23 protein-coding genes are annotated in these 24,842 nt (G+C 67.1%); 15 read left to right on the top strand and 8 right to left on the bottom strand.

The features are described 5' to 3' along the window. Positions 1-32: 32 nt before the first annotated feature. The 4 genes from fumC to ASE02_RS05700 all read left to right on the top strand — a co-directional run bounded on the left by fumC (position 33) and on the right by ASE02_RS05700 (position 3,976). Positions 33-1,424 carry a class II fumarate hydratase gene (gene fumC, locus ASE02_RS05715; protein WP_056732052.1) on the top strand — a complete coding sequence of 464 codons (1,392 nt, stop codon included), beginning with the start codon at positions 33-35 and terminating at the stop codon, positions 1,422-1,424. Continuing rightward, complete coding sequence (locus tag ASE02_RS05710) at positions 1,424-1,861, top strand: GNAT family N-acetyltransferase (protein ID WP_056732050.1); 438 nt, start codon at positions 1,424-1,426, stop codon at positions 1,859-1,861. Before fumC ends, ASE02_RS05710 begins: the two co-directional genes overlap by 1 nt. Positions 1,862-1,990: 129 nt before the next feature. Then, entirely contained in the window at positions 1,991-3,148 is a 1,158-nt protein-coding gene (locus ASE02_RS05705; RefSeq protein WP_056732049.1) for a patatin-like phospholipase family protein, read from the top strand. 42 nt (positions 3,149-3,190) lie between these two features. Further along, complete coding sequence (locus tag ASE02_RS05700) at positions 3,191-3,976, top strand: 3-hydroxybutyrate dehydrogenase (protein WP_056732048.1); 786 nt, start codon at positions 3,191-3,193, stop codon at positions 3,974-3,976. 152 nt (positions 3,977-4,128) lie between these two features. Here ASE02_RS05700 and ASE02_RS05695 read toward each other — a convergent pair whose 3' ends face one another. Next, positions 4,129-5,100 carry a polyprenyl synthetase family protein gene (locus tag ASE02_RS05695; protein ID WP_056732735.1) on the bottom strand — a complete coding sequence of 324 codons (972 nt, stop codon included), beginning with the start codon at positions 5,098-5,100 and terminating at the stop codon, positions 4,129-4,131. 178 nt (positions 5,101-5,278) lie between these two features. Between ASE02_RS05695 and ASE02_RS05690 the strand changes: the two genes are divergently transcribed. Then, a complete protein-coding gene (locus tag ASE02_RS05690) occupies positions 5,279-6,025 on the top strand; it encodes a tRNA1(Val) (adenine(37)-N6)-methyltransferase (protein ID WP_235536621.1) in 747 nt (248 codons plus the stop codon). Here ASE02_RS05690 and ASE02_RS05685 read toward each other — a convergent pair. Continuing rightward, positions 6,022-6,849 (bottom strand): acyl-CoA thioesterase II, encoded by an 828-nt coding sequence (locus tag ASE02_RS05685; protein ID WP_056732045.1) that lies wholly within the window; start codon positions 6,847-6,849, stop codon positions 6,022-6,024. The two genes, ASE02_RS05690 and ASE02_RS05685, sit on opposite strands and share 4 nt — an antisense overlap. A gap of 132 nt (positions 6,850-6,981) precedes the next feature. Between ASE02_RS05685 and ASE02_RS05680 the strand changes: the two genes are divergently transcribed. After that, entirely contained in the window at positions 6,982-7,404 is a 423-nt protein-coding gene (locus ASE02_RS05680) for a VOC family protein (protein WP_200957615.1), read from the top strand. Positions 7,405-7,410: 6 nt separating this feature from the next. Here ASE02_RS05680 and otsA read toward each other — a convergent pair whose 3' ends face one another. After that, positions 7,411-8,811 carry an alpha,alpha-trehalose-phosphate synthase (UDP-forming) gene (otsA, locus tag ASE02_RS05675; RefSeq protein ID WP_056732043.1) on the bottom strand — a complete coding sequence of 467 codons (1,401 nt, stop codon included), beginning with the start codon at positions 8,809-8,811 and terminating at the stop codon, positions 7,411-7,413. Between the two features lie 367 nt (positions 8,812-9,178). On the opposite strand from otsA, the gene ASE02_RS05670 reads away from it, so the two are divergent. Then, a complete protein-coding gene (locus ASE02_RS05670; RefSeq protein ID WP_235536620.1) occupies positions 9,179-9,874 on the top strand; it encodes a M23 family metallopeptidase in 696 nt (231 codons plus the stop codon). A 174-nt stretch (positions 9,875-10,048) separates the two neighbouring features. On the opposite strand, the gene ilvC is transcribed toward ASE02_RS05670, so the two are convergent. Beyond that, entirely contained in the window at positions 10,049-11,068 is a 1,020-nt protein-coding gene (gene ilvC, locus ASE02_RS05665) for a ketol-acid reductoisomerase (protein WP_056732041.1), read from the bottom strand. Between the two features lie 205 nt (positions 11,069-11,273). On the opposite strand from ilvC, the gene ASE02_RS05660 reads away from it, so the two are divergent. From ASE02_RS05660 to ASE02_RS05630, 7 genes are all read left to right on the top strand, one after another. After that, on the top strand, positions 11,274-11,828 hold the full coding sequence (locus ASE02_RS05660) for a DUF924 family protein (protein ID WP_056732039.1): 555 nt from the start codon (positions 11,274-11,276) through the stop codon (positions 11,826-11,828). Between the two features lie 100 nt (positions 11,829-11,928). After that, the gene (locus tag ASE02_RS05655; protein ID WP_056732037.1) at positions 11,929-12,774 is read left to right on the top strand and encodes a thymidylate synthase; all 846 of its coding nucleotides are present in this window, start codon (positions 11,929-11,931) and stop codon (positions 12,772-12,774) included. Positions 12,775-12,889: 115 nt separating this feature from the next. Beyond that, on the top strand, positions 12,890-13,120 hold the full coding sequence (locus ASE02_RS05650; protein ID WP_156405920.1) for a hypothetical protein: 231 nt from the start codon (positions 12,890-12,892) through the stop codon (positions 13,118-13,120). Positions 13,121-13,232: 112 nt separating this feature from the next. Beyond that, positions 13,233-13,916: a response regulator transcription factor gene (locus ASE02_RS05645; protein ID WP_056732033.1), complete on the top strand. Its 684-nt coding sequence runs from the start codon at positions 13,233-13,235 to the stop codon at positions 13,914-13,916. Then, on the top strand, positions 13,913-15,274 hold the full coding sequence (locus ASE02_RS05640) for a HAMP domain-containing sensor histidine kinase (RefSeq protein WP_056732031.1): 1,362 nt from the start codon (positions 13,913-13,915) through the stop codon (positions 15,272-15,274). The genes ASE02_RS05645 and ASE02_RS05640 overlap by 4 nt, the downstream gene beginning before the upstream one ends. 19 nt (positions 15,275-15,293) lie before the next feature. After that, positions 15,294-15,812, top strand: coding sequence for a dihydrofolate reductase (locus ASE02_RS05635; protein WP_056732030.1), 519 nt, complete (start codon positions 15,294-15,296; stop codon positions 15,810-15,812). 126 nt (positions 15,813-15,938) lie between these two features. Beyond that, positions 15,939-16,850, top strand: a complete 912-nt coding sequence (locus ASE02_RS05630) for an SMP-30/gluconolactonase/LRE family protein (protein ID WP_056732029.1) — start codon at positions 15,939-15,941, stop codon at positions 16,848-16,850. Between the two features lie 110 nt (positions 16,851-16,960). Here the strand turns inward: ASE02_RS05630 and ASE02_RS05625 are convergent, their stop codons facing one another. Beyond that, positions 16,961-18,061 (bottom strand): NADH:flavin oxidoreductase, encoded by a 1,101-nt coding sequence (locus tag ASE02_RS05625; protein WP_056732027.1) that lies wholly within the window; start codon positions 18,059-18,061, stop codon positions 16,961-16,963. A 169-nt stretch (positions 18,062-18,230) separates the two neighbouring features. Between ASE02_RS05625 and ASE02_RS05620 the strand changes: the two genes are divergently transcribed. After that, positions 18,231-19,508 carry a cytochrome P450 gene (locus ASE02_RS05620; RefSeq protein ID WP_056732025.1) on the top strand — a complete coding sequence of 426 codons (1,278 nt, stop codon included), beginning with the start codon at positions 18,231-18,233 and terminating at the stop codon, positions 19,506-19,508. A gap of 64 nt (positions 19,509-19,572) precedes the next feature. On the opposite strand, the gene ASE02_RS05615 is transcribed toward ASE02_RS05620, so the two are convergent. The 3 genes from ASE02_RS05615 to ASE02_RS05605 form a co-directional block, all read right to left on the bottom strand. Next, entirely contained in the window at positions 19,573-20,760 is a 1,188-nt protein-coding gene (locus ASE02_RS05615) for an OprO/OprP family phosphate-selective porin (protein WP_056732023.1), read from the bottom strand. Positions 20,761-20,948: 188 nt separating this feature from the next. Beyond that, the gene (locus ASE02_RS05610; RefSeq protein ID WP_056732019.1) at positions 20,949-23,096 is read right to left on the bottom strand and encodes a tetratricopeptide repeat protein; all 2,148 of its coding nucleotides are present in this window, start codon (positions 23,094-23,096) and stop codon (positions 20,949-20,951) included. 124 nt (positions 23,097-23,220) lie between these two features. After that, positions 23,221-24,645, bottom strand: coding sequence for a short-chain fatty acyl-CoA regulator family protein (locus ASE02_RS05605; protein ID WP_056732017.1), 1,425 nt, complete (start codon positions 24,643-24,645; stop codon positions 23,221-23,223). Between the last annotated feature and the right edge of the window lie 197 nt (positions 24,646-24,842).

The raw sequence follows: 24,842 nt of genomic DNA, 5'->3' as shown, positions 1-24,842 counted from the left end.
CCGGCGCTGCGAAGCAATCGGAGCCCTTGACCATGACCGCGACCCGCACCGAAACCGACACCTTCGGCCCCATCGAGGTCGCGACCAATGTCTATTGGGGCGCACAGTCCCAGCGATCGATCGGCAACTTCAAGATCGGTTGGGAAAAGCAGCCCAAGCCGGTGGTCCGGGCGCTGGGCATCGTCAAGCGCGCCGCGGCCGAAGCCAATATGGAGCTCGGCAAGCTCGACCCGAAGATCGGCGCGGCGATCATCGCCGCCGCCCAGGAAGTCATCGACGGCAAGCTCGACGACCACTTCCCGCTGGTGGTCTGGCAGACCGGGTCCGGCACCCAGTCGAACATGAACGCCAACGAGGTGATCTCGAACCGCGCCATCGAGATGCTGGGCGGGGTCATGGGCTCCAAGAGCCCGGTCCACCCGAACGACCACGTCAATATGAGCCAGTCGTCGAACGACACCTATCCGACGGCGATGCACATCGCCTGCGCCGAACAGGTGGCCAAGGAGCTGATGCCGGCGCTGGAGCACCTGCACGCGGCCCTGAAGGTCAAGGTCAAGGCCTTCGACCACATCATCAAGATCGGCCGCACCCACACCCAGGACGCCACGCCCCTGACGCTGGGCCAGGAGTTCTCGGGCTATTCGCAGCAGGTCGCCAACGGCGTGCGCCGGATCAAGGACACCCTGGCTGGCCTCTATGAACTGGCCCAGGGCGGCACCGCCGTCGGCACCGGCCTGAACGCCCCGGTTGGGTTCGCCGAGCTGGTCGCCAAGAAGATCGCCGACATCACCCGCCTGCCCTTCATCACCGCGCCCAACAAGTTCGAGGCCCTGGCCGCCCACGACGCCATGGTCTTCAGCCACGGCGCGATCAACACCATGGCCGGCAGCCTGTTCAAGATCGCCAACGACATCCGCTTCCTGGGCTCCGGCCCCCGTTCGGGCCTGGGCGAACTGTCCCTGCCGGAGAACGAGCCGGGCTCCTCGATCATGCCGGGCAAGGTCAACCCGACTCAGTGCGAGGCCCTGACCATGGTCTGCACCCAGGTGTTCGGGAACAACGCCACGATCACCTTCGCCGGCGCCTCGGGCCACTTCGAGCTGAACGTCTTCAACCCGGTGATGGCCTATAACTTCCTGCAGTCGTGCCGTCTGATGACCGACGCCTCGATCTCGTTCACCGACAACTGCGTGGTCGGCATCGAGGCCCGCGAGGACAACATCAAGGCCGCCCTCGAGCGCTCGCTGATGCTGGTCACCGCCCTGAACGGCAAGATCGGCTACGACAACGCCGCCAAGATCGCCAAGACCGCCCACAAGAACGGCACCACCCTGCGCGATGAAGCGGTCGGCGGCGGCTACGTCACCAACGAAGAGTTCGACGCCCTGGTGCGCCCGGAGAAGATGATCAGCCCGGGCTGATGATCCAACTCGTCCGGATCATCGATGAGCTGCCGGGCGACTTCGAACGCCTGCGCACGGCGGCGGCGGCCGAAGGCCATCGCCACATCGAGCGACTGGACGAGGACTGGAACAGCGGCGCGCAGCGCTTCGCCGGCGACGGCGAGGCCCTGCTGGCCGCCTACCAGGAGGGTGAGCTCGTCGGTATAGGCGGGATCACCCGCGAGCCCTCCGAGACCGCGGAACCCGCGCTACGTATTCGCCGCCTGTTCGTGTCGCCCCAGGCGCGTCGAACGGGCGTCGCCCGCACCATCGTCGCGGCGCTGGCTCAGGAAGGTTTCGACAACGCCGCCCTGATCACGGTCCACGCGGGCGATCCAGCCGCCGGCGCCTTCTGGGAAGCCCAAGGCTTCCAGCCCGTCACGGGCCTGGCCTGGTCGCACGAGCTTCGCCGCTAGGGTCTCTGCCGCCGCTTCCTTGCAGATTGTTGATTCAGCCGTAAGCCAGGGGCTTGCGGGCCGCCTTTTGTGCGCCGCAATATGAGCGCGCAGATGAGCCCCGATCACCTCGCCAGCCCATAGGGCCACATGCCGCCTGAAGCCCAACCGGAAGCTCCGCCACCGCGCCGCGTGCTGGTCCTCCAGGGCGGCGGCGCGCTCGGCGCCTATCAAGCCGGGGTCTATGAGGCCCTGCGCGAAGGTGAACTGGACCCGAGCTGGGTCGCGGGGATTTCCATCGGCGCGGTGAACGCCGCGATCATCGCCGGAAACCCGCCCGAGCGCCGCGTGGAGCGCCTGCGCGAGTTCTGGGAGCTCGTCACCTCCGGCTGGACGCCCTCGCCGCTGCCGATGATGGAGCAGACCCGCGCGGCGATCAGCGACGCCAGCGCCGGCTGGGCCGTGGCCGGCGGCGTACCCGGTTTCTTCTCGCCCCGGCTGCTCTCGCCCCCGATGCTCGCACAATGGCTGCCTGCGACGAGCGATCCGGGCGCGCTGAGCTACTACGACACCACACCCCTGCGCGGGACGCTGGAGCGGCTGATCGACTTCGACCGGATCAACGCCAAGGAGGTCCGGCTGAGCGTCGGCGCCGTCCACATCAAGACCGGCAACTTCGCCTATTTCGACAACCTGCATCAGAAGATCGGGCCTGAGCACATCATGGCCTCCGGCGCGCTCCCGCCGGGCCTGCCGCCCGTCGAGATCGACGGCGAGTGGTACTGGGACGGCGGCCTGGTCTCCAACACCCCGCTGGAATACGTGCTCGACGCCGGGGCGGCCGAGGACCTGATGATCTTCCAGGTTGATCTCTTCAACGCCCGCGGCCCGGTGCCCACCACGCTGGGCGAGGCGGCCGAACGCGAAAAGGATATCCGCTATTCCAGCCGCACCCGGCTGAACACCGACGCCAATCTACGCATTCACCGCTTGAAGGCGGCGCTGCGCGACCTGCTCGCCGCCCTGCCCGAACCGATGGCCAGCGAGCCGAGCGTGGGCCTGCTCAAGGAGCTCTCCAGGGAGAGCGCGGTGAGCGTGGTCCAGCTGATCTACCGCGCCAAATCCTACGAGGGCGGCTTCAAGGACTTCGAGTTCTCCCGCCACACCATGCTCGACCACTGGTCCTCGGGGCTCGCCGACGCCTCCAGGTGCCGGCGCAAGCTTGGCCAGTACGCCGACCATCAGCAGGCGGCCGCCACGGCCGTCTTCGACCCCGGCCGCGAGGCGCTGGAACAGGGCGAGCCCTGAGCCTTACGCCCGCCCCCGCCCGACATCCCGAAGGAGCTTCCCATGAGCCTTAAATCCAAGTCCGCCGTCGTCACCGGATCGACCAGCGGCATCGGCCTGGCCATCGCCCGCGCCCTGGCCAAGGAGGGCGCCAACGTCCTCATCAACGGCTTCGGCAAGCCCGAGGACATCGAGAAGGAGCGCGCCGGCATCGAGGCCGAGTTTGGCGTGAAGGCCATCTACTCCGGCGCCGACATGACCAAGCCCGACCAGATCGCGGAGATGATCGCCCTGGCCGAGACCACCTTCGGCGCGGTCGACGTGTTGGTGAACAACGCCGGCATCCAGTTCGTCTCGCCGGTCGAGAGTTTCCCGACCGAGAAGTGGGACCAAATCATCGCCATCAACCTGTCGTCGGCCTTCCACGCCATCCACGCCGCGGTTCCCGGCATGAAGGCGCGCGGCTGGGGCCGGATCATCTCCACGGCCTCGGCGCACTCCCTGGTCGGCTCGCCGTTCAAGTCGGCCTATGTGGCGGCCAAGCACGGCATCGCGGGCCTCACCAAGAGCATCGCCCTGGAGCTGGCCACCAACGGGATCACGGTCAACTGCATCAGCCCAGGCTACGTCTGGACGCCGCTGGTCGAGAGCCAGATCCCCGACACCATGAAGGCGCGCAACCTGACCCGCGAGCAGGTGATCAACGACGTGCTGCTGGCCGCTCAGCCGACCAAGCAGTTCGTCACGGTCGAGGAAGTCGCCGCCGTGGTGGTGTTCCTCTGCTCGGACGCCGCCAAGCAGATGACCGGCGCGAACCTGTCGGTCGACGGAGGGTGGACGGCGGCTTAGCTACGCTCACCCCGCTTGTCCCGGCGAAAGCCGGGACCCAGCTGGAAAAGCTCAGATGTGGGCTCTACTGGCTCAGAACTGATCCGATTGACCGCTGGCCGATGAGATCTGGGTCCCGGCTTTCGCCGGGATGAGCGGTGTTGAGGTGCGCTCTAAGCCTGACGGCCGACCGCGAAGTCGGCCAGGTCTTCCAGCGCCGGGCGCCAGCTGTTGCTGGTCCCGAATTCGGCGAGCTGCGCCTTGGCGGTCGCCGCGTAGTCGGCGGCCAGGTCCAGGGTCTCGGCGTCGGCGCCCGTGGAGACGATCAGTTCGCGGGTGCGCTCGAAGTCGCTCTCGTCCTGCTCGCGCCGTCCTACGGTGCGGTCCCAGAACGCCTTTTCGGCCGCGCCGGTGCGCGAGATGGCCAGCAGCAGCGGCAGGGTCGCCTTGCCCTCGCGGAAGTCGTCGCCGGGGTTCTTGCCCAGGGTCGCGCTGGTGCCGCTGTAGTCGAGGGCGTCATCGACCAGCTGGAAGGCCAGGCCTATGTCCTGGCCGTACTTGCGCAGGGCCTTGCAGCGTTCCGGACTCGCCCCGGCCGAGACCGCGCCGGCTTCGGCCGCCGCGGCGAACAGCTCGGCGGTCTTGGCCTTGATGATCTCCAGATAGAGATCCTGGCTGAGATTGAGGTCGTGGGCGCGGGTCAGCTGCAGCACCTCGCCCTCGGCGATCACGCGGCTGGCGCGGGCCAGGATCTCCAGCGCCTGCATGGAGCCGGCCTCGACCATCAGTTCGAAGGCGCGGGCGAACAGGAAATCGCCCACCAGCACGCTGGCCGGCGCGCCCCAGATCAGATGGGCGGCGACCTTGCCGCGGCGCAGCTGGGAGGAGTCGACCACGTCGTCGTGCAACAGGGTGGCGGTGTGGATGAACTCGACCGCCGCCGCCAGCTTCAGGCAGGCGTCGTCCTGGGCGCCGGCGACACGGGCCGCGGCGATGGTGAGCAGCGGGCGCAGGCGTTTGGCCGATCCGCCGATCAGATGTTCGGCCAGGGCCGGGATCACCGATACGGGGCTCTGCATCCGATCGCGGATCAGAGCGTCGACCTTGGCCATGTCCGGCCGTGCGAGCTCCAACAGCCCGTCGATCGACACGGGTTTTTCGCGGGCGATCGCAGCGCTGACGACGTCCAAGCTATCGAAACTCCAAGGCGTTGCACGGCCGCGAACAGGGCCGTGGTTTGCGGGCGACAATGGTCACGGGATAGACCAGGGTCAAGGCGGGCTAGGCTGTCTCTAGGCGCAAATGGAACCCACGTCACACCCCTTGCTTACCGACCCCGTCACTGAGGACCGCCTGTTGGGCGGCAAGATCGTCCTGCGCCAGGGCCAGGACGGCTATCGCGCCGGCATGGACGCCGCGCTGCTGGCCGCCGCCTGCGACGCCGGGACCGGCGCGCGGGTGCTGGAGGCCGGCTGCGGCGCGGGCGGAGCCCTGCTGGCCGCGGCGGCTCGCAGGCCCGGGGCGAGCTTCACGGGCGTCGAGCGCGACCTCACCGCCGCCGCGCTCGGCCGCCACAATGCTCAGTTGAATGGACTGTCCGATCGGGTCGAGATCCTGGACGGCGATGTGAGCCGACCGTTCCGCGCCCTGGATCTGCCCCCCTTCGACGCGGCGATGAGCAACCCGCCATTCTTCGACGATCCGGGCGCCCTGCGCGCGCCGGCCCCCGCCAAGCACGGGGCCTGGATGGCTGACGGGGGCCTGTCGGTCTGGACGAATTTCCTGCTGAAGGCGGTTCGCGAAGGCGGCTCCATCACCATCATTCATCGCGCCGACCGGCTGGCCGACATCCTGGCCCTGCTGGCGCCCAAGGCCGGGTCGTTCCAGATCCGCCCGGTCCACCCGCACGCTGACGCACCCGCGAAACGTGTGCTGGTCAGGGCGCTGAAGACCGGCAAGGCGCCGCTGCAACTGCTGCCCGCCCTGGTGCTGCACCCACGCCAAGGCGCCAAGCACACCCCCGAGGCCGAGGCGATCTTCCGCGGGGAAGCAGCCCTGCCCTGGCTCTAGCCCTTGAACCAGACCACCTGGTTCGAGACCGCCAGCAGTTGCCCGTCGTCGGACCACAGCTCGGCGCTCTGGTCGTTGAAGCCGTGACGGAACACCCGCGCATCGCTGACGCCCAGCACCGGGCGTGATCCCTGCCGCGCCAAGGCGGCTTCGTCGGCCAGGAAATAGGTCGAGAGCGACACCGTGGCGACCGGCGGCACGTCGCCCCGCACCTGCAGGATCTTCACCACGATCGAATCGCTGATCGCCGCCAGGGAGACATAGTCGAGGGGCCGGCGTGGTTCGTCGCGGATCCAGGTCTGCGAAACCGCCGAGGCCGGCGCCTCGGCGCTGCCGCCGCCAGGGGTCGGCTCGCCGCGCACATAGCGGAACTCGTAGCGCGAGCGCCAACCGTTGCGCCCGGTGGTGTCCAGCACCGGCGTCTGCTCGGCCGGCGGGACCTGCGGCGGCGCACCGGGCGTATGGGTCCAGGTCTCGCGCTCGGCGCCGGTGACAGCGCTGGAGGTGGTGGCGATTTTGCCGCCCTGCGACAGCTCCACCTGCCAGTGCTGGGTCGAGCGGCCGTCGCGTACCAGGCGCACGGCGACGTCGAACGACCCCTCGGCGACCGCGGCGCAGAAATTGACCGTCTGGGCCACCGGCCGGCCACGGCGCTCGGGATGATCGAGGACGGCCTTCAGCATGACGGCGGCCGTCGCCCCGCCGAACGGCCCGGCCATGTTCCAGTATTCCGGCGTTGTCGCCCCGCGATAGAGGCCGGGCTCTACGGGCTCCAGACGGACGGCGTGGTCGAGGGGGTGCGGCGCAATCAAGGTCTCGGACATGGGCGCACCCTGCCTCGCCATGAGCGCTCCGTCGATAACCCGCGAGGCCATTAAAATTTGCAAAGCTCCGCATTTACAAAAAGCGGATGGCATTTTAGAAAGTTTTCACTTTCCAAATTAGGGAGCACGCCGATGTCGATCATGACCCTCCAGCCCCCCTCGCTCGCCGGCTGCATCCTGCGGGTGGCCAGACCCACTGATCGGCTCGAGGAGGTCGTGGCCTTTTATCGCGACGGTCTCGGCTTTCCAGAACTGACCCGGTTCGCCGACCACGACGGTTTCGACGGCGTCATCCTCGGCTTCCCGGGCGCGCCCTATCATCTGGAATTCACCACCGCGTGCGGCCACGTGGCCGGACGGGCGCCGACCCAGGACAACCTGCTGGCCATCTATGTGCCCGACGCCAGGACCTGGAGCCGGATGATCGGGGTCATGGGGCGGCGCGGCCACCAGCCGGTGGCCTCCTTCAATCCCTATTGGGACCGCGAGGGCGTCACCTTCGAGGACCCGGACGGCTACCGGGTCGTCCTCCACCAGGGGATCTGGCCGGTCTAGGGCGCCCTAACCCGCCAGGCGTTCGGTTCCGGCGGTGTCGCTGGCCAGCGCCTTGACAAAGGCGTCGCGCCAGGCGGTGACGTCGGTGCGCCGCAGGTCGGCCATCAGTTCGGCCCAGCGAGCGATGCGTTCGGATTTCGGCATGGCCAGCCCCCGGACGATCGCCTCGGCGACTTCCTCGCGGTTGAACGGATTGACGATCAGCGCCTGGGTCATCTGCTCGCTGGCCCCGGCGAACTGCGACAGCACCAGGACGCCGGGATCCTCCGGATCCTGGGCGGCGACATACTCCTTGGCGACCAGGTTCATCCCGTCGCGCAAAGGCGTCACCAGCCCGATTTTCGCCGCGCGGTAGACGCCGGCCAATTCGTCGCGGCGATAGGCCCTGTTCACATAGCGGATCGGCACCCAGTCCACGGTGGCGAAGGCGCCGTTGATGCGGCCGGTGACCGCGTCCAGCCGGGCGCGGATGTCCTGATAGGCGTCCACCTCCTCGCGGCTCGGGGTGGCGATCTGCAGTAGGAAGACCTTTTCGCGCAGCTCCTCGTGGTCCAGCAGCGCCTGTTCATAGGCCAGGAAACGTTCTTCCAGCCCCTTGGAATAGTCGAGCCGGTCGACGCCCAGGATCATCGCCCGGCCGTTCAGGCTGGCGTGCATCCGCTCATACTCAGCCACGGCGACCTCGTCATGGGCCGCGGCCTCGAAGGTTTCGACGTCCAGGCCGATCGGGAAGGCGCCGACCTGGGCCGTCCGACCAAAAGCGTGCGCGCGGCGATCGGGTGTCACGCTCCCATCCAGCTCGCCGGTGACATAGTCCTCGAAGGCGCTGGCCGAGTCCTCGGTCTGGAAGCCCAGCAGGTCGTAGTCGAACAGCGCCTCAACCAGGTCGCGGTGGTTCGGAAGCGTGGCCAACAGGCGGCGCGCCGGCCAGGGGATGTGCAGGAAAAACCCGATCCGGTTCTTCACGCCGCGCCGCCGCAGCTCCTGGGCCAGCGGCATCAGGTGGTAGTCGTGGACCCAGACCATGTCGTCCGGCTGGATCAGCGGCGCCAGGGCGTCGGCGAACCGGGCGTTGACCCGGCCATAGCCCTCGCTGAACGAGCGCTCATAGACGCTCAGATCAACGCGGTAGTGGAACAGCGGCCACAGGGTCTTGTTGGCGTAGCCGTTGTAGTACTCATCGAGATCCTGGGGCTCGAGGTCGATCGTCGCGACCGTCACCCCACCGATCCGTTGCACCGAGAGCTGGCCGGTGTGTTCCTCGATGGTCTGTCCGCTCCAGCCGAACCAGACCCCGCTGTGCTCGCGCAGGGCCGCGGCGAGCGCCATCGCCAAACCGCCCACGGCCCCGCTGGACGCGTCGCCCGGCGGCTGCACGCGGTTGGAGACGACGATCAGCCGACCCAGAGGAAGGTTTCCCGGTCGCGACGTACAGTTTTCAACATCTGGAACAAAACTATAGAATTTCCCTCTATGCGCGCAGAATAACGTCGACTATTTCGACATGTCTACGATCACAATTTCGTACTATTGGAATGACACAACAGCCATTCGTACGGATTTGCTGGTCACCAGCGCGACGATCCTTTTATCACACCTTAAGCGCGCGTCTTCCGACCTCACACACCTGTGACCTCGACCAGCGGCAACCGGTCACATCCGCATTTGCCGCCCTTGCCTCCATATCTGTCGCCTCGGGGATCAACGCCAATCGGCACGGCCAGGGCGGCGCAAGCCCGCTCGGCCCGAAATCGGGAAATGGATTGAACGCTGCATGATGCGAGCCCTGACGCTGCCTGACGCCCGCGCCCTCCGGACATGGCTTGTCCAAACCTCTGCGACCCTGGGCGCGGCGCTCGGCGTGGCGGTGCTGTTGCACGCCGGCGCGGCGGCGGCGGCCAAGCTCGACGTCAAGTTCACCAGCGCTCACGCCCCCCTGCCCCTCGAACTGACGCTCCAGCCGCCCGCCGAGCCGGTCAAGGTCCTGACCTGGGAGGGCGTCGACGTCGACGGCGACGGCGCGCCGGACTTCGCCAATCCGACCGGCAAGGCTCCCCGCACGCACGACGCCTACGGCTACGGCGCGTTTGGCGCCTCCCGCGACGGCGGCTCTCGCCCGCACGAGGGCGTCGACTATATGGCGCAGGCCGGCCAGGACGTGGTCGCGCCGGTGTCGGGCTTCGTCACCAAGATCGGCTTCGCCTACGCCGACGACGCGAACCTGAAGTTCGTCGAGATCACCAACCCGGCCATCGGCTATGTCGCGCGGGTCTTCTATGTCGACCCGTCGGTAGAGGTCGGCGCCGCTCTGCGGCTCGGCCAGCCCATCGGCCGCGCCCACGGCCTGCAGGCCCGCTATCCCGGCGGCATGACCGACCATGTGCACATGGAACTGATGAGGCCAGGCCAGGCGCGCATCGACGCGACCCGGGTGCTGGCGCAGCGCTATGTGACCCGGCTCGGAGCCTAGTTCGGCGGGCGTCGCTTCCAGGCTGCTCGCCCGCCATCGGATCACCCCACCGGCCTTCGCAAATCGCCGCAAGACCATCAAGCCAGGCGCGGGACGTCCACTCATTGACCGCAAACGAAAAGGCCCGGGCTTTCGCCCGGGCCTCGCCGTCTCAGATAGCTATCGCAGCCGCGCTTAGTTGCGCGCGGTGTCGACCAGCTTGTTCTTGGTGATCCAGGGCATCATGGCGCGCAGGCGGCCGCCGACGTCCTCGATGCCGTGCTCGCTGGCGCGGCGACGGGTCGCCTTCAGGCTCGGCTGACCAGCCTCGTTCTCCAGCATGAAGTCGCGCACGAAACGGCCCGACTGAATGTCTTCCAGCACGCGCTTCATTTCCGCCTTGGTGTCGGCGGTCACGATGCGGGGGCCGGTGACGTACTCGCCGTACTCGGCGGTGTTGGAGATCGAGTAGTTCATGTTGGCGATGCCGCCTTCGTAGATCAGGTCCACGATCAGCTTCACCTCGTGCAGGCACTCGAAATAGGCCATCTCGGGCGCGTAGCCCGCTTCGACCAGGGTTTCGAAGCCGGCGCGGATCAGTTCCACCAGGCCGCCGCAGAGCACGGCTTGCTCGCCGAACAGGTCGGTTTCGCACTCTTCACGGAAGGTGGTTTCGATCACGCCCGAACGACCGCCGCCGATGGCGGAGGCGTAGGCCAGACCGAAGTCCAGCGCATTGCCGGTCGGGTTGGCGTGGATGGCGATCAGGCACGGCACGCCGCCGCCCTTTTGATACTCGCCGCGCACGGTGTGACCCGGGCCCTTCGGCGCGATCATCAGGACGTCGATGCTGTCCTTGGGCTCGATCAGGTTGAAGTGAACGTTCAGGCCGTGAGCGAACAGCAGAGCCGCCCCGTCCTTAATGTTCGGCGCGATTTCATCCTTGTAGATGCCGCGCTGCAATTCGTCGGGCGCCAGCACCATGACGGCGTCGGCCCAGGCCGAGGCCTCGGCGACGGTCATGACTTTCAGGCCGTCGGCTTCCACCTTCTTGGCGGTGGCCGAACCCGGACGAAGGGCTACCACGACGTCCTTGACGCCGGAGTCCTTAAGGTTGAGCGCGTGCGCGCGACCTTGGCTGCCATAGCCTACGATCGCGATCTTCTTGTCCAGGATGCGGGCGAGGTCGGCGTCGCGGTCATAGTAGACGCGCATGATCATTCTCCTGAAGTCGAAGGTAGCCACGGTTCCGCGCAACGGCGCCGCAGCAAAGGCGGGGCTATGAAGGGGAATCTTGCGCGAACGTCAAGGGAAGGCCGGCGATCTGCGGCGATATCACCGTAAAAACCGCTACGAGAAACGCGACTTGAACCCGAAGCGGCGTCGTCCGACATAGTCGCCTCGACTCGGAGGGTTCGAAATGGCGGCGACACCACAGGACGTGATCGGCTTCTGGCGCGGCGCGGGACCGGAGAAGTGGTTCACCAAAAACGCGAAATTCGACCAGTCGATCGCCCTGAAATTCGAACCCGTCCACCTGGCTGCGGCGCGAGGCGAATACGACCGCTGGGCGGCGAGCGCCGAGGGCTCGCTCGCCCTGCTGATCCTGCTCGATCAATTTCCGCGCAATCTCTTCCGCAACTCCGGCCACGCCTTCGCCACCGATCCCAAGGCCCGGCAGATCGCCCGCAGCGCCATCGCCGCCGGTCACGACCGGGCCGTGGACGCCGACCTGCGGCAGTTCTTCTATCTGCCCTTCGAACATTCGGAGGACCTGCCCGACCAGGACTACGCGATCACCCTCTACACCACCCTGAAGGACGAGACCGGCGACGGCGAATCCCTGCGCTGGGCCGAACTGCATCGCGACATCATCGTTCGCTTCGGGCGCTTCCCGCATCGCAACCCCTGCCTGGGGCGCATCACCACGCCGAACGAGCAGGCGTTCCTGAACGAAGGCGGTTTCGCCGGCTGAGAATCACTTCTGTGGATGAGGCGAACGGACGCCCCATTGGCCGCAGCGAATCGGCGGCTGATGGGTTACGAATCAGGCGCACCAGCAGAACGGCCGCCCGATGAACGCTCACGTCGACATTGCAGGCACGACCACCGCTCCGGCCGATCATCCCGAGCGCCAGTATCTGAATCTGCTGTCCGACATCCTGGCCAACGGCGTGCAACGCGGCGACCGCACCGGCACCGGCACGCTGGGCGTGTTCGGCCGCCAGATGCGCTTCGACCTGGCCAAGGGCTTCCCGCTCCTCACCACCAAAAAACTGCACCGCAAGTCGATCATCCTGGAACTGCTGTGGTTCCTGCGTGGCGACACCAATGTGAAGTGGTTGCAGGAGCGCGGCGTCAGCATCTGGGACGAATGGGCTGATGCGGACGGCGAACTTGGCCCGGTCTACGGCAAGCAGTGGCGCTCATGGACCGCGCCGGACGGCCGGGTGATCGACCAGATCGCGGGTGTAGTCGAGAGCCTGAAGACCACGCCCAATTCACGGCGCCACATCGTCTCGGCCTGGAACCCGGCCGACGTCGACGACATGGCCCTGCCGCCCTGCCACTGCCTGTTCCAGTTCTTCGTGGCGGACGGAAAGCTGTCCTGCCAGCTCTACCAGCGCTCAGCCGACGTGTTCCTCGGCGTGCCGTTCAACATCGCCTCCTACGCCCTGCTGACCATGATGGTCGCCAAGGTGACGGGGCTTGAGCCTGGCGAATTCGTCCATACGCTCGGCGATGCTCACCTCTATCTGAACCACCTGGACCAGGCGAAAGAGCAGATCGGCCGCGAGCCCCTGCCCTTCCCGACCATGGAGATCGCCGACAGGGGCGACCTCTTCGCCTTCGAGTACGAGGATTTCAAACTCCGCGGCTACAAGGCCCACGAGAAGATCGCCGCCCCGATCGCGGTCTGAACTGCTCGCCCGCCCCAACCTTACAGATTTGCGAGTTGAACGACCGGCAGCCGCAGGACGGCGATGGTCTTCTCCTGTTCACCGGCATGGACCGGTTGAACACATGGAGAGCCTGATGCGTAATCTGATCGCCCCCGCCGCCCTCATTCTGAGCCTGGCTGTGGGTTCCGCCGCCTTCGCCGCCACGCCTGCGCCCGCCGCCAAGCCCGCGGCCATGAAGCCGGCCGCGACCGCGAAAATGGACACCGGCGCCAAGCACGCCGCCTGCGAACAATCCTGGAAGAGCCAGAAGACCCACACCGGCACGGAAGCCGCCTTCGTGAAGGCCTGCGTCGCCAAGGGCTAGTCGCGACGCCGGCAAGGATCGGACGGCTGGCCTCCCACGGCCGTCCGATCGCCATTTGGATCACAGCCGAAAGAGGCCCATCTTCGACAGACCCAGAGTTTAGGAAGGCCCCATGAGCCGCCGCATCCTGCTAGTCGAGGACGACGCCGAGACGGCGGACTACATTCTCAAGGGACTGCGCGAAGAGGGCTACACCGCCGAGCACATGTCCGATGGACGTGACGGCTTCTACGCCGCCTCCAGCCTCGACTTCGACGCCATCATCATGGACCGGATGATCCCCGGAATGGATGGCTTGAGCGTCGTGAAGGCCCTGCGCGCGGCCTCCATCCCCACACCGATCCTGTTCCTCAGCGCATTGAGCCATCTCGACGAGCGTGTGACGGGGCTGCGGGCCGGCGGCGACGACTACCTCACCAAGCCCTTCGGCTATTCGGAGCTGTCCGCCCGGCTGGAAAACCTGCTGCGCCGCCGGACCGGGCCTGAGGTCGAGACCCAACTTGTCTGCGGCGACCTCGTCATCGACCTGCTGGCGCGCCGGGTCAGCCGCGCCGGGCGGCCGCTCGACCTATTGCCGCGCGAGTTCAAGCTGCTGGAATACCTGTTGCGCCACAAGGACCGGGTGGTCACCCGCACCATGCTGCTGGAGCAGGTCTGGGATTACCGCTTCGACCCGCACACCAGCGTCGTCGACACCCATATCAGCCGCCTGCGCAAGAAGATCGACGACGGCTTCCCCCACCCCCTGCTGCACACCCTGCGCGGAACCGGATACCGGCTGTCCCTGGAGCCATGACGCCCGTGCGCTCCAGACTGCGGCCCGGCGCGCTGATCCTGGTCATGCTCGTGGTGGCGATCTCGGCCCTGGCCGTGGGCCTGCTGATGATCGACCGGATCGGCGAGAAGATCATCGCTGAGCGCCAGCAGGCCGTGGCCACCGCCGCGCGGGACTATTTCGTCGCCTTCGCCCACGAGGAAGGGGTCGCCCCGCTCGCCCGGGCGCTGGACCTGCGCGAACGCACCGATCCCGGCGGCGCCTTCCGCTACGCGCTCTACGCCGAAGACGGCCGGCTCCTGGGCGGCGCGCGACTGTTGGACGCCGACCGATTGCCTTCCTCCGGCGCCGCCAAGCTCAAAATCCTCAATGAGGGTCGCAATTCGCCCTGGCGGGTTCTGGTCCAGCCGCTGTCGGTCGGCGGCACCCTGGTCGTCTATGAGGACATCGGCGAGCGCATCGCCTTCCAGCGCGCCCTGGTGGCCAGCGGCGGGGTGGCGCTGGTGGCCGGCGTCGGGCTGGTGCTGCTGGCCGCGCTTTGGCTCAATCGCCTGCTGCTCAGCCGGATGGAGACCCTGGCCGCCACCGCCGGCCGCATCGCCGAGGGCGACCTCTCGGCACGGACCGAGATCCACCCCAAGGGCGACGTCTTCGACCGTCTGGGCGAGGCCATGAACGGCATGCTCGACCGGATCGAGGAGTTGATGACCGGCATGCGCACCGTCACCGATAGCCTGGCCCACGACCTGCGCTCGCCGCTGACCCGGATGCGCGCCGACCTGGCCCGCGCCATGGAGCCCGGCGCCGACGAGCGCACCCGGCTCGATTACATCGAACTGGCCCACGCCGAGGCCGACCGCTCGCTGGCCACCCTCTCGGCGCTGATGGACATCGCCCGCGCCGAGGCCGGACTGTCGCGCGAGATGATGGCGCCGGTCGATCTGAGCGCCCTGGTCGGCGAGATCGGCGAATTGTTCGCCCCGATGATCGAGGACGCCGAGCAGACCCTGATGACCTCGACCCCGTCCGAGCCGGTGGTGGTCAACGCCCATGAGCTGATCCTGCGCCAGGCGCTGGGCAACCTGCTGCACAACGCCGCCCTCTATGCCGGCCCTGGAGCGGTGATCCGGCTGATTCTCGAACGAGCTCCGGGGCGGGTGAGGATCGTCGTCGCCGATTCCGGCCCGGGCATTCCGGCAGAACACCGGGGCCGGGTGCGCGAACGTTTCGTGCGCCTCGATACGGCCCGCTCAGCCCCCGGCGGGGGCCTGGGCCTGGCCATCGCCGCGGCCTGCGCCAAGCTGCACGGCGGGTCGTTGGAGCTTGAAGATGCGGCCCCGGGCCTGCGTGTCGTGATCGACTTGGCCGACCACCGATAGAAGCTGCTAAGACGACGCCATGAGCTCACCCATCCTCACCGCCGGCCCCATCGCCCGCTCCCGCAACGGCGTCATCGGAAAGGACGGCAGCCTGCCCTGGCGGCTGAAGTCCGACATGGCGATCTTCCGCGCCGTGACCATGGGCAAGCCGGTGATCATGGGTCGCAAGACCTGGGACAGCCTGCCCAAGAAGCCGCTGATCGGCCGCACCAATATCGTGCTGTCCAAGGACGGCTCGTTCGAGCCCAAGCAGGCCGTGGTCTGCGACGAGTTCGCCGAGGCGGTCTCCATCGCCCGCGAGCAGGCCGAGGAAGACGGCCGCGACGAATATTGCGTGATCGGCGGCGCCTCGCTGTTCGAACTCGCCCTGCCCCGCGCCAAGCGGCTCTACCTGACCGAGGTCGACGCCGAGATCGAGGGCGACGTGGTCCTCTCTCCCATCGACGAAAGCCGTTGGACCGAGGTTCGCCGCGAGGAACACCCCGCCGGCGAGGACGACGAATACGCCTTCACCTTCCGGGTGCTGGAGCGCCGCTGAGGCCCGCGGCCTTCCCTCGCGGAAGGCGAACGGCCGTTTAAATTCCGGCTGTCGCCGCCGCGCCGATCGGTCATAGTCGCCCTCGAACGCCGCCGATCCGTGCGGTGACCGCGCGAGGAAACGACCATGGACATGCAGCTAGTCGCCGAGGGCTTCGAGTTTCCGGAAGGCCCGATCGCCATGGCCGACGGCTCGGTGATCCTCACCGAGATCAAGGGTCAGCGGCTGACCCGCGTCTATCCCGACGGCCGCAAGGAGACCGTGGTCGAGACCGGCGGCGGCCCGAACGGCGCGGCCATCGGCCCGGACGGCGCGATCTACATCACCAACAACGGCGGCTCGTTCACCTGGCCCCAGCAGGACGGCCTGACCATTCCCGGCCCAACGCCGGACACCCACACGGGCGGCTACATCCAGCGCTTCGACCTCGCCACCGGCGAGCTGAAAACCCTCTATGAGACCTGCGACGGCCGCCCCTTCGTCGGCCCCAACGACCTGGTGTTCGACAAGCAGGGCGGGTTCTGGTTCTCCGACCACGGCTGCGGCACGAACGAGGGCCGCAAGTTCGGCGCGCTCTATTACGCCAAGATCGACGGCAGCCACGTCAGCCGCCAGCGCGACCACCTGATCTCGCCGAACGGCGTGGGCCTCTCGCCCGATGAGAAGACTGTCTATCTGGCCGACACCCAGCTTGGCCGGCTGTGGGCGTTCGACGTCGTCGAGCCCGGCGTCCTGGCGCCGGCGACCGGCTTCGCCGCGGGCCGCTCGGTCGCCAACCTGCCCGGCGTGCAGTTCCTCGACAGTCTGGCGGTCGAGGCCTCCGGCAAGGTCTGCGTGGCGACGATCCTGAACGGCGGCATCACCGCCTTCGATCCCTCGGGCACGACCGAGCACTATCCGGTGCCCGACCTGATCGTGACCAACATCTGCTTCGGCGGATCGGACATGATGACCGCCTGGATCACCGCGTCCTCGACCGGCAAGCTCTACAAGACCACCTGGCCGCGCGCGGGGCTGAAGCTGAACTTCAACGCTTAGATAAGTTCCCCCTCAGTCGGCTTCGCCGCCAGCTCCCCCAGCGGGGGAGCATCTGGTCCTCCCCGCTGGGGGAGGTGGCGCGCGCAGCGCGACGGAGGGGGACTAGAACCCTAGTACAGCGTCCCCAAGGCGGCGCGTTCGAAGCTCTTCAGCTCCTCGGTCCGGCCGTCGCGGATCTTCAGCACCCACTCAGGGTCCTGCAACAGGGCGCGGCCGACCCCGACCAGGTCGAAATCGCCCCGGTCCAGACGACGCTCCAGTTCCTCCAGCGAGGCGGGCTTGGAGCCCTCGCCGGCGAAGGCGGCGATGAACTCGCCCGACAGGCCGACCGACCCCACGGTGATGGTCGGCACGCCGGTCAGCTTCTTGGCCCAACCGGCGAAGTTGAGATCCGAGCCCTCGAACTCCGGCTCCCAGAACCGGCGCTGCGAGCAGTGCAGGATGTCGGCGCCGGCGTCGACCAGGGTCCCGAGCCAGGCCTCCAGCGCCTTCGGATCGTTGGCCAGCTTCACCTCGTAGTCCTGCTGCTTCCACTGGCTGATGCGGATGATCACCGGATAGTCGGGGCCGACCTCCTGGCGCACCGCCTTCAGGATGTCGGCGGCGAAGCGCGCCCGGCCCGGCAGATCCTTGGCCCCATAGGCGTCTTCACGCAGATTGGTGCCCTCCCAGAAGAACTGGTCGATCAGGTAGCCGTGGGCGCCGTGCAGCTCGATGGCGTCGAAGCCCAGCTTCTTGGCGTTGCTGGCCGCTTCGGCGAAGGCGCGGATGGCGTCAGCGACTTCTTCGTCGGTCATCGGCGCGCCGAACGCCTTGTCGGGGCGCGACAGGCCCGACGGGCTGTCATAGGGGCCGGGCGGGGTCCATTCCGGGTCGCGCGTGCGGACATTGCCCACGTGCCAAAGCTGGGGCGCCATCACCCCGCCGGCGGCGTGAACCTCGTCGATCACCGTCTTCCAGGCGGCGAGTTCCTTCTCGCCGTGGAAGCGCGGGACGTCCTTGTCGTTGAGCGAGGCGGGCCGATCGACGCCGGTGCCTTCCGACACGATCAGGCCGACCTCGGCCGCCGCGCGGCGCTTGTAGTACTGGGCGACCTCGTCGTTCGCCACGCCGCCGGGCGAGAACGAACGGGTCATGGGCGCCATGACAATGCGGTTCTTGAGGTGCAGGCCCTTAAAATCAAAGGGCTTGAAGAGGATGTCGGCCGACATGGGCGCTCCGGAATTCAAACAGACGTTCGCTAGCTGAATAAAGCACGACCGGTCGCTTTGTCAGTTAAGATTTTCTGTTGCACACCCGCAACTTCCCCTGAAGCCCATACGGCGCCATTGTCAGGTGAACAGCGGTCACCCAAAGACCCGGATCCCGGAGGAAATTGTCATGAGCGACGGTGCGATCGATCTCAAGGCCGAGGCGCGTGCAAAGGCCTACGCCATGCCGCTGGACGAGATAAACGTGGCCGATCCGGAGCTGTTCCGGACCGACGCCATGTGGCCCTACTTCGAGCGCCTGCGCGCCGAAGACCCGGTCCACTACCACCCGGAAGGCCTCCACGAGGACGGCCCCTACTGGTCGGTGACCAAGTACAACGACATCATGACCGTGGACACCAGCCACGACATCTACTCGTCCGAGCCGGCGATCACGATCTTCGATCCCAAGGAAGACTTCGTGATGCCGATGTTCATCGCGATGGACCCGCCCAAACACGACGTTCAGCGCAAGACCGTCAGTCCGATCGTCTCGCCGGCCAACCTGCACGTGCTGGAGCCGCTGATCCGCGAGCGGATTTGCCAAACGCTCGACAGCCTGCCGATCGGCGTAGAGTTCGACTGGGTCGACAAGGTCTCGATCGAACTGACCACCCAGATGCTGGCCACCCTGTTCGACTTCCCCTGGGAAGAACGCCGCAAGCTGACCCGCTGGTCTGACGTGGCCACCGCCGGCCCGAACTCGGGCCTGTTCAGCTCGGAAGATCCCGAGATCGTCGAACAGGAACGCCAGGCCGAGCTGTTCGAGTGCGTGGACTACTTCACGCGGCTCTGGAACGAGCGGGTCAACGCCGAACCCAAGGGCGACCTGATCTCGATGCTGGCCCATGGCGAGGCCACCCGGAACATGGATCGCATGGAGTATCTGGGAAACCTGATCCTGCTGATCGTCGGCGGCAACGACACCACCCGCAACACCATGACCGGCTCGGTCGTCGCCCTGAACCAGAACCCCGACCAGTATCAAAAGCTGCGCGACAATCCCGAGCTGATCCCGTCGATGGTCTCCGAGACCATTCGTTGGCAGACCCCGCTGGCCCACATGCGCCGGACCGTGAACCAGGACACCGAGCTTGGCGGCAAGCAGCTCAAGAAGGGCGACAAGGTCATCATGTGGTACGTCTCGGGCAACCGCGACGACGAGGTGATCGAGAACCCCAACGCCTACCTCATCGACCGTGAACGGCCCCGCCAGCACCTGTCCTTCGGCTTCGGCATCCACCGCTGCGTCGGCAACCGGCTGGCCGAACTGCAGCTCAAGATCCTCTGGGAAGAGGTGCTCAAGCGCTTCCCGACCATTCAGGTGGTGGCCGAGCCCAAGCGCGTCCCCTCCTCCTTCGTGAAGGGCTACGAGAACCTGCAGGTGGTGATCCCCACCAAGCTCTAGGGCCGCCTCGCTCGTCATCCTTCGGCTCACCGGAGGATGACGCGTAGGGCGCGAAGCCCCGCCTCTAGAACGACACCAGCACGCGGCCGGCCAGGCTCTCGCCGGTGTCGTTTCCGGCGTACCGGCCGACCTTGTGGTCGACCTCCCAGTGGCTGAGATTGACCATCAGCCGCATCCATTCCTCCAGGCGCCAGTTGAGGCCGACGCTGGCCTCCTGCCCCTTGCCGCCGGTCGCCGCGTCGGTGTTGTCGAGCAGCTGGTAGCGCACCGCGATCTCCAGCGCGCCGAGCCCGCCCTTGGACAGCGGAGACTTGGGCGCAACCTTGGTGAGCGTGCCGCCACGCGGGGAATAGGAGGGCGTCTCGCCGGTGATCATCCAGCCGGCCGAGACCGACAGCGCCTCGACCTCGACATGCTCGGTCCGGGTCTCGATCTCGCGGCGCCCGACCTCGAGGAAGCTCCAGCGCGGACCGGCGACGCCGCCCAGCTCCAGGCCATAGCCGATCCCATCCACCGGATCGCGCAGAGCCCCCAGCGGAACCTGGAGCCGATCATTGACGTGCCCCGCCCAGGTGGTGGTGCGCGACAGGCTGGCTAGGTCCGAAGGATAGTTCTCGTAGAACCCCCAGGCGCCGAGATGGACCGCAGCCTGTCGGGTCTTGATCGGGTTCCAGTGGCCACGGACCATGTAGGTGACGGTGTCCCTGGCGACGCCGCGATTGCCGGGATCATCACCAGCGACCTGAGCGGCGATGTGCCAGTCGCGGCCATAGACCTTGCCGATCACGCCCAGGCCGTAGAAGCCCTTCAGCGGGGCGGTGGCCGAGGCGACGGCGTTACGCTCCATGAACGGAGTGCCGTCGGAACTGCTGGAGCCTTCGACGCCCCGCTCGCTCAGCCGGTTGCCGACCGTGAGCTCGCTGTGGGGCGTGCGCCAGGCGATGTAGGCGCCCTTCACCGCAGGCTTGTCGCCGGCGAAGTCGGTTTCGAAGGTGTAGTAGAGGTGATCGCCGACCATCCCGTCGAAGCCCAGCCGCAGGGTCCTGAGTTCATCGCCGGAGCGGTTCCGTAGCGGGTAGCTCGACCCGCTGGTGGTCGCGGCGTCCAGCATCATCCGGCCCTTGAGCCGGAAGCTGAATTGGCCGTCGGCGCTGACGAATTCCGGCGTGCCCTTATCCCAATTTACGCCTGCGGTGGGCGGCGTCGGCACGCCATCGGCGGCGAAGGCCGGCGACGTCGCCGAGAGAAGCACGGCGCAACCGGCGATCGCCGGCCAAACTCCGGCCGCGGGTCCAAAACCTGAAACCTTGAAAATGAGGACGCTCCCCCCGGAGTCGAGACTGTATGCAATATGCCTCAATAGCCTTTGGCCGCAGGGCCGCCAGTTCTTTTCGCCACCGACCATGCCGGGTCATAGATTTGGCGCGCCTGACGGCGCCTTCAGCGCGCCGGTGACGCCGATTGCGACAGCAGCGCCTGACGCATGCGGGCGTTGTCGGCCTCGACCTCGGCGATCATGCCCTTGAACCGTGGGTCGTCGCGCAGCGGCGTCAGCATCGGATAGTCGTCGAGCCGCATGAAGCCGTCGGTGTCGTAGAGCTGGCGATAGCCGCCATCGATCGCAGCGCGAAGCTCGGCCAGGCCGCGATCCTTGTCGCCCAGCATCACATAGGCCTTGAGACGCGCGATCTGCCGGGGGTGGCTCTGGCGTAGCCCAGGCCGCGGTTGTGTGACGTCGAGCAACGAGGTGAGTATCCGCCGCGCCTGCCCCCGGTCGCCGGTTTCTCCGATGATGTAGGCCGCGCCCGCCGCCTCGTTCGCAAGCCGGGGCGAGACGACCGGCGTCGGCTTGAACATGTCCGGCGCCTCGACCAGCAACTGCTCGCGGGCGATGTCGAACTGGCCGTTCGACGCAGCCGCGATGATCACTCCGCTGCGCCAGACCGGATCGGGATCGGGCGCCGTCATCTTCGCCTGCGAGAGCGACAGCAGGCCCTGATAGTCGCGCGCCACAACCATCTCGATCGCGGTGGTCAACTCGCCGACCACCGGATGGGTCTTCCAGGCGTCCAGGACCGCCTCGGCCTGACGGAGCAGGCCGAGATTGTAATAGACGTTGGCCAGCGCCAGCGAAGCCGCGGGATCGGTATGGGGGGCGGCCGCCTTCTCGTACCAGATCGCCGACTGATCCAGCTTTCCCTCCTGCAGCAGGAGATCGGCCAGCTGCTCCTTTGAATCCACGAAGTCGGGGAACAGCTCGACGTTCGAGCGATAGCGCTGCTCAGCCTCGGCGAGGTGGTCGGTGGCGACCAGCGACCCGGCCAGGGCGTTGTTGGCGATCCGGTCCAGCGGGTCGATCTCCAGCGCCCGGCGCAGATAGATCACCGCCTCCTGCGGCTTGCGCCCGGAGATGAAGTCGCCCAGCAGGCTGAGCGCCTCGGGATCGCGCGGGGCCAGTTCGACGGCGCGGCGATAGGCGGCCTCGGCCTCGATCTCGGCGCTCTGGCGCCCTTCCCGAATAAACAGGATCGCATTGAGCATCCCCTTGGCGACATAGGCCGACGAGGATTTCGGATCCAACTCCAGCGCCTTGGCGATCTGCGCCTGGGCGTCGCGCACCGAGGGCAGGAAGTCGCCCTCCAGATGGTTTTGCACGAGGTAGGCGGTGGCGTAGGCGTAGTCGGCGTGCACTTCGGCGTTGTCCGGCTCCATCTCGATCAGGCGCTTGTAGATCGCCTGGGCCGATTGGACCTGCGCCTTGCCCATGCGGCGCAGCTGCCCCTTGGCCACGACCTCCAGCCGATAGACCTCAGGATCGCGGGGCGCCGGCCGCGTCTCGCCCCCGGCGTGCAGCTCCACCTTCAGGGCCTCGGCGACCCCGTCGGCGATCTCGGTCTGGATGGCGAAGGCGTCGTCCATCGTGCGGTCGTAGGTCTCCGACCACAGGTGATAGCCGTTCTTGACGCTGACCAGCTGGCAGGTCACCCGCAGCCGGTTGCCCGAGCGCCGGACGCTGCCCTCCACCACATGGGCGACGTTCAGCTTGCGGCCGATCTCGCGCACGTCCTCGTTCCGGCCCTTGAAATAGAAGGCCGAGGTCCGGCCTGCGACCTTCAGGTCCGGCACCTGGGCCAGGCTGTTGATCACCTCTTCGGTCAGGCCGTCGGCGAAATACTCCGCGTCCTGGGCGTTGCTGAAATTGGCGAAGGGCAGCACCGCCACCGACTTGTTCGAGGCCGCCATCTGCAGGCCCGCGGGTCCGTCGCGCCCCAACGATCCGACCAGTCCCAAAGTCGTGGCCGTGAAGACGATGGCCACCACGACGATCGCGGCCAGCGCCGCCCAATCCATCCAGTTCAGCCGGCGCTTGGGCTCGTCGCCCTCGCTGGCGCGGGTGCGCCGGATCGAACCGTCGGGGGCGAGCTCGAACGCCCAGGACAGCAGCAGCACGATCGGCAGCCCCAGGACCAGCAGCATCAAGATGAGCGCAGATATCCACTTGGGCAGGTCGAGGGTTTCAAGGATCGTCTTGGCGACTTGAAAGCCGCCCCAGGCCGTGACCGTGTAGACGCCGGCCACGCGGACCACGTTTCGTTTCTTCAGCTCGCTAAGGAAAAGCCGAATATCCAAGGCAGCCCCGCATGCAGCCACCTCACTATGCTACAGAGTTGTCGTTCCCTGAAGCTCTACAATCAGTTGATTACGAAGCCCGTCAGCGCGACGGGTCGAGCGAAAACGGCACGATGGCGCGCTCATTGAGCGGCACGGTCAAGCGCCGGTCGACCGGCGGGAAGGCGCGCTGAGAACAGTCGTTGCGCTCACAGATCCGGCAACTGACCCCGATCCGCGCCGGCGGCCCTTTCAGGTCGAGGCCCGCGCCATAGACCAGCTCGCTCGCATATTGCAGCTCGCACCCGAACCCCAGCACATAGCGGCGGTCCGGCGACATGTAGGCCCCCGAGCGCTTCACGATGCTACGCGCGACGCAGAGATAGCGCGAGCCGTCCGGCATCTCGGCGATCTGCACCAGGAAACGGTCGGGCGAAGCGATCGCCTCGTGGACGTTCCACAGCGGACAGGTCCCGCCGAACCGCGCGAACCGGAAGCGGGTGGCGCTGTGGCGCTTGGTGATGTTGCCGGCGTAGTCCATCCGCACGAAATAGATCGGCACCCCGCGCTCGCCGGGACGCTGCAGGGTGCTGAGGCGGTGGCTGACCTGTTCCAGGCTGACATGGAACGCCTGGCTCAACTGCTCGATATCGTGGCGCACGCCCCGCGCGGCGGCGGCGAAACGCCGATAGGGCATCAGGAAGGCGCCGGCCGCATAGTTGCCCAGGCCGATACGGCAGATGTCCACCGCTTCGCGGCTCTTGAGCCCGGCGCGCTGCAGTTCGCGCTCGATCAGCTCGGTCAGCTGCGTGGAGACCAGATGGAACGCCATCTGGAAGGTGCGGGTCTCGTCGGCCTGTGCGGCGTTCAACCACAGCGTCCGTGTGACCGGATCGTAGCGGCGCATCAGGTCGCCGCTCGCGCCCCGCTGGACGGTGACGCCCAGGGCTTGCGTCAGATGGGCCGCGAGGCCGGCTTCGTCGAAGCGCCCGCCCTCCCCCATCGCGGCCTCGGCCAGGGCCTCGGCGGCGACGTCGAGATCGTGGAGGTAGTTGTTCTTGAAGTGGAAGAAGTCGCGGACTTCTTCGTAGGGCAGCAGCGAACTGGCCACCGCCGATTCATCCAGCGCCACCGCCTCCTCGGTCAGCCGCAACCGCTCGTCCAGTTGGCGATAGGCGCGGTGCAGCTCCAGGTGCCGCCGTGCAAAGGTCGGCGCCTGCTGGACCGCCTGCCTCAATTCGGAGGTCGCGACCGGCGCCTCTCCGCGCCCGATGTCGGCCAGGGCCTCCCGCAGGTCGGCGATCAGTCTCTGGTCGTCGTCGGCGTCGAGCAACGCCGCCGGGATCTCGAACGTCTCGACCAGGGCCATCAGCACCCGCGAGGTCACCGGCCGCTGGTTGGACTCCATCTGCGAGAGGTAGCTGACCGAGACGCCCAGGCGCAGGGCGCAAGCCTCCAGCTTCCAGCCCTTGGCTTCCCTCAGGGCGCGTACCTTTGGCCCGACAAACAGCTTCCGTGAATTTTGCAATTTTACAAATCCGATCCGAGCGACCGCGAAAACTTGGCACGATCTGGATTGAATTACACCCCTCAGCCGCGCTCTACGGAAGCTCACGCCTGAGATTCACCGTAGCCACACTCAACACAATTTTACAGACATCATGAAGCACATCCTTGAAGAGCTTGAGAAGCGTCGTGATGAGGCCCGTCTTGGGGGCGGCGAGC

The sequence above is a fragment of the Phenylobacterium sp. Root700 genome (assembly GCF_001429025.1).
Lineage (GTDB): Bacteria > Pseudomonadota > Alphaproteobacteria > Caulobacterales > Caulobacteraceae > Phenylobacterium.
The sequence above is the reverse complement of the archived record's forward strand: the minus strand, read 5'-3'. Positions and strand labels throughout refer to the sequence as shown.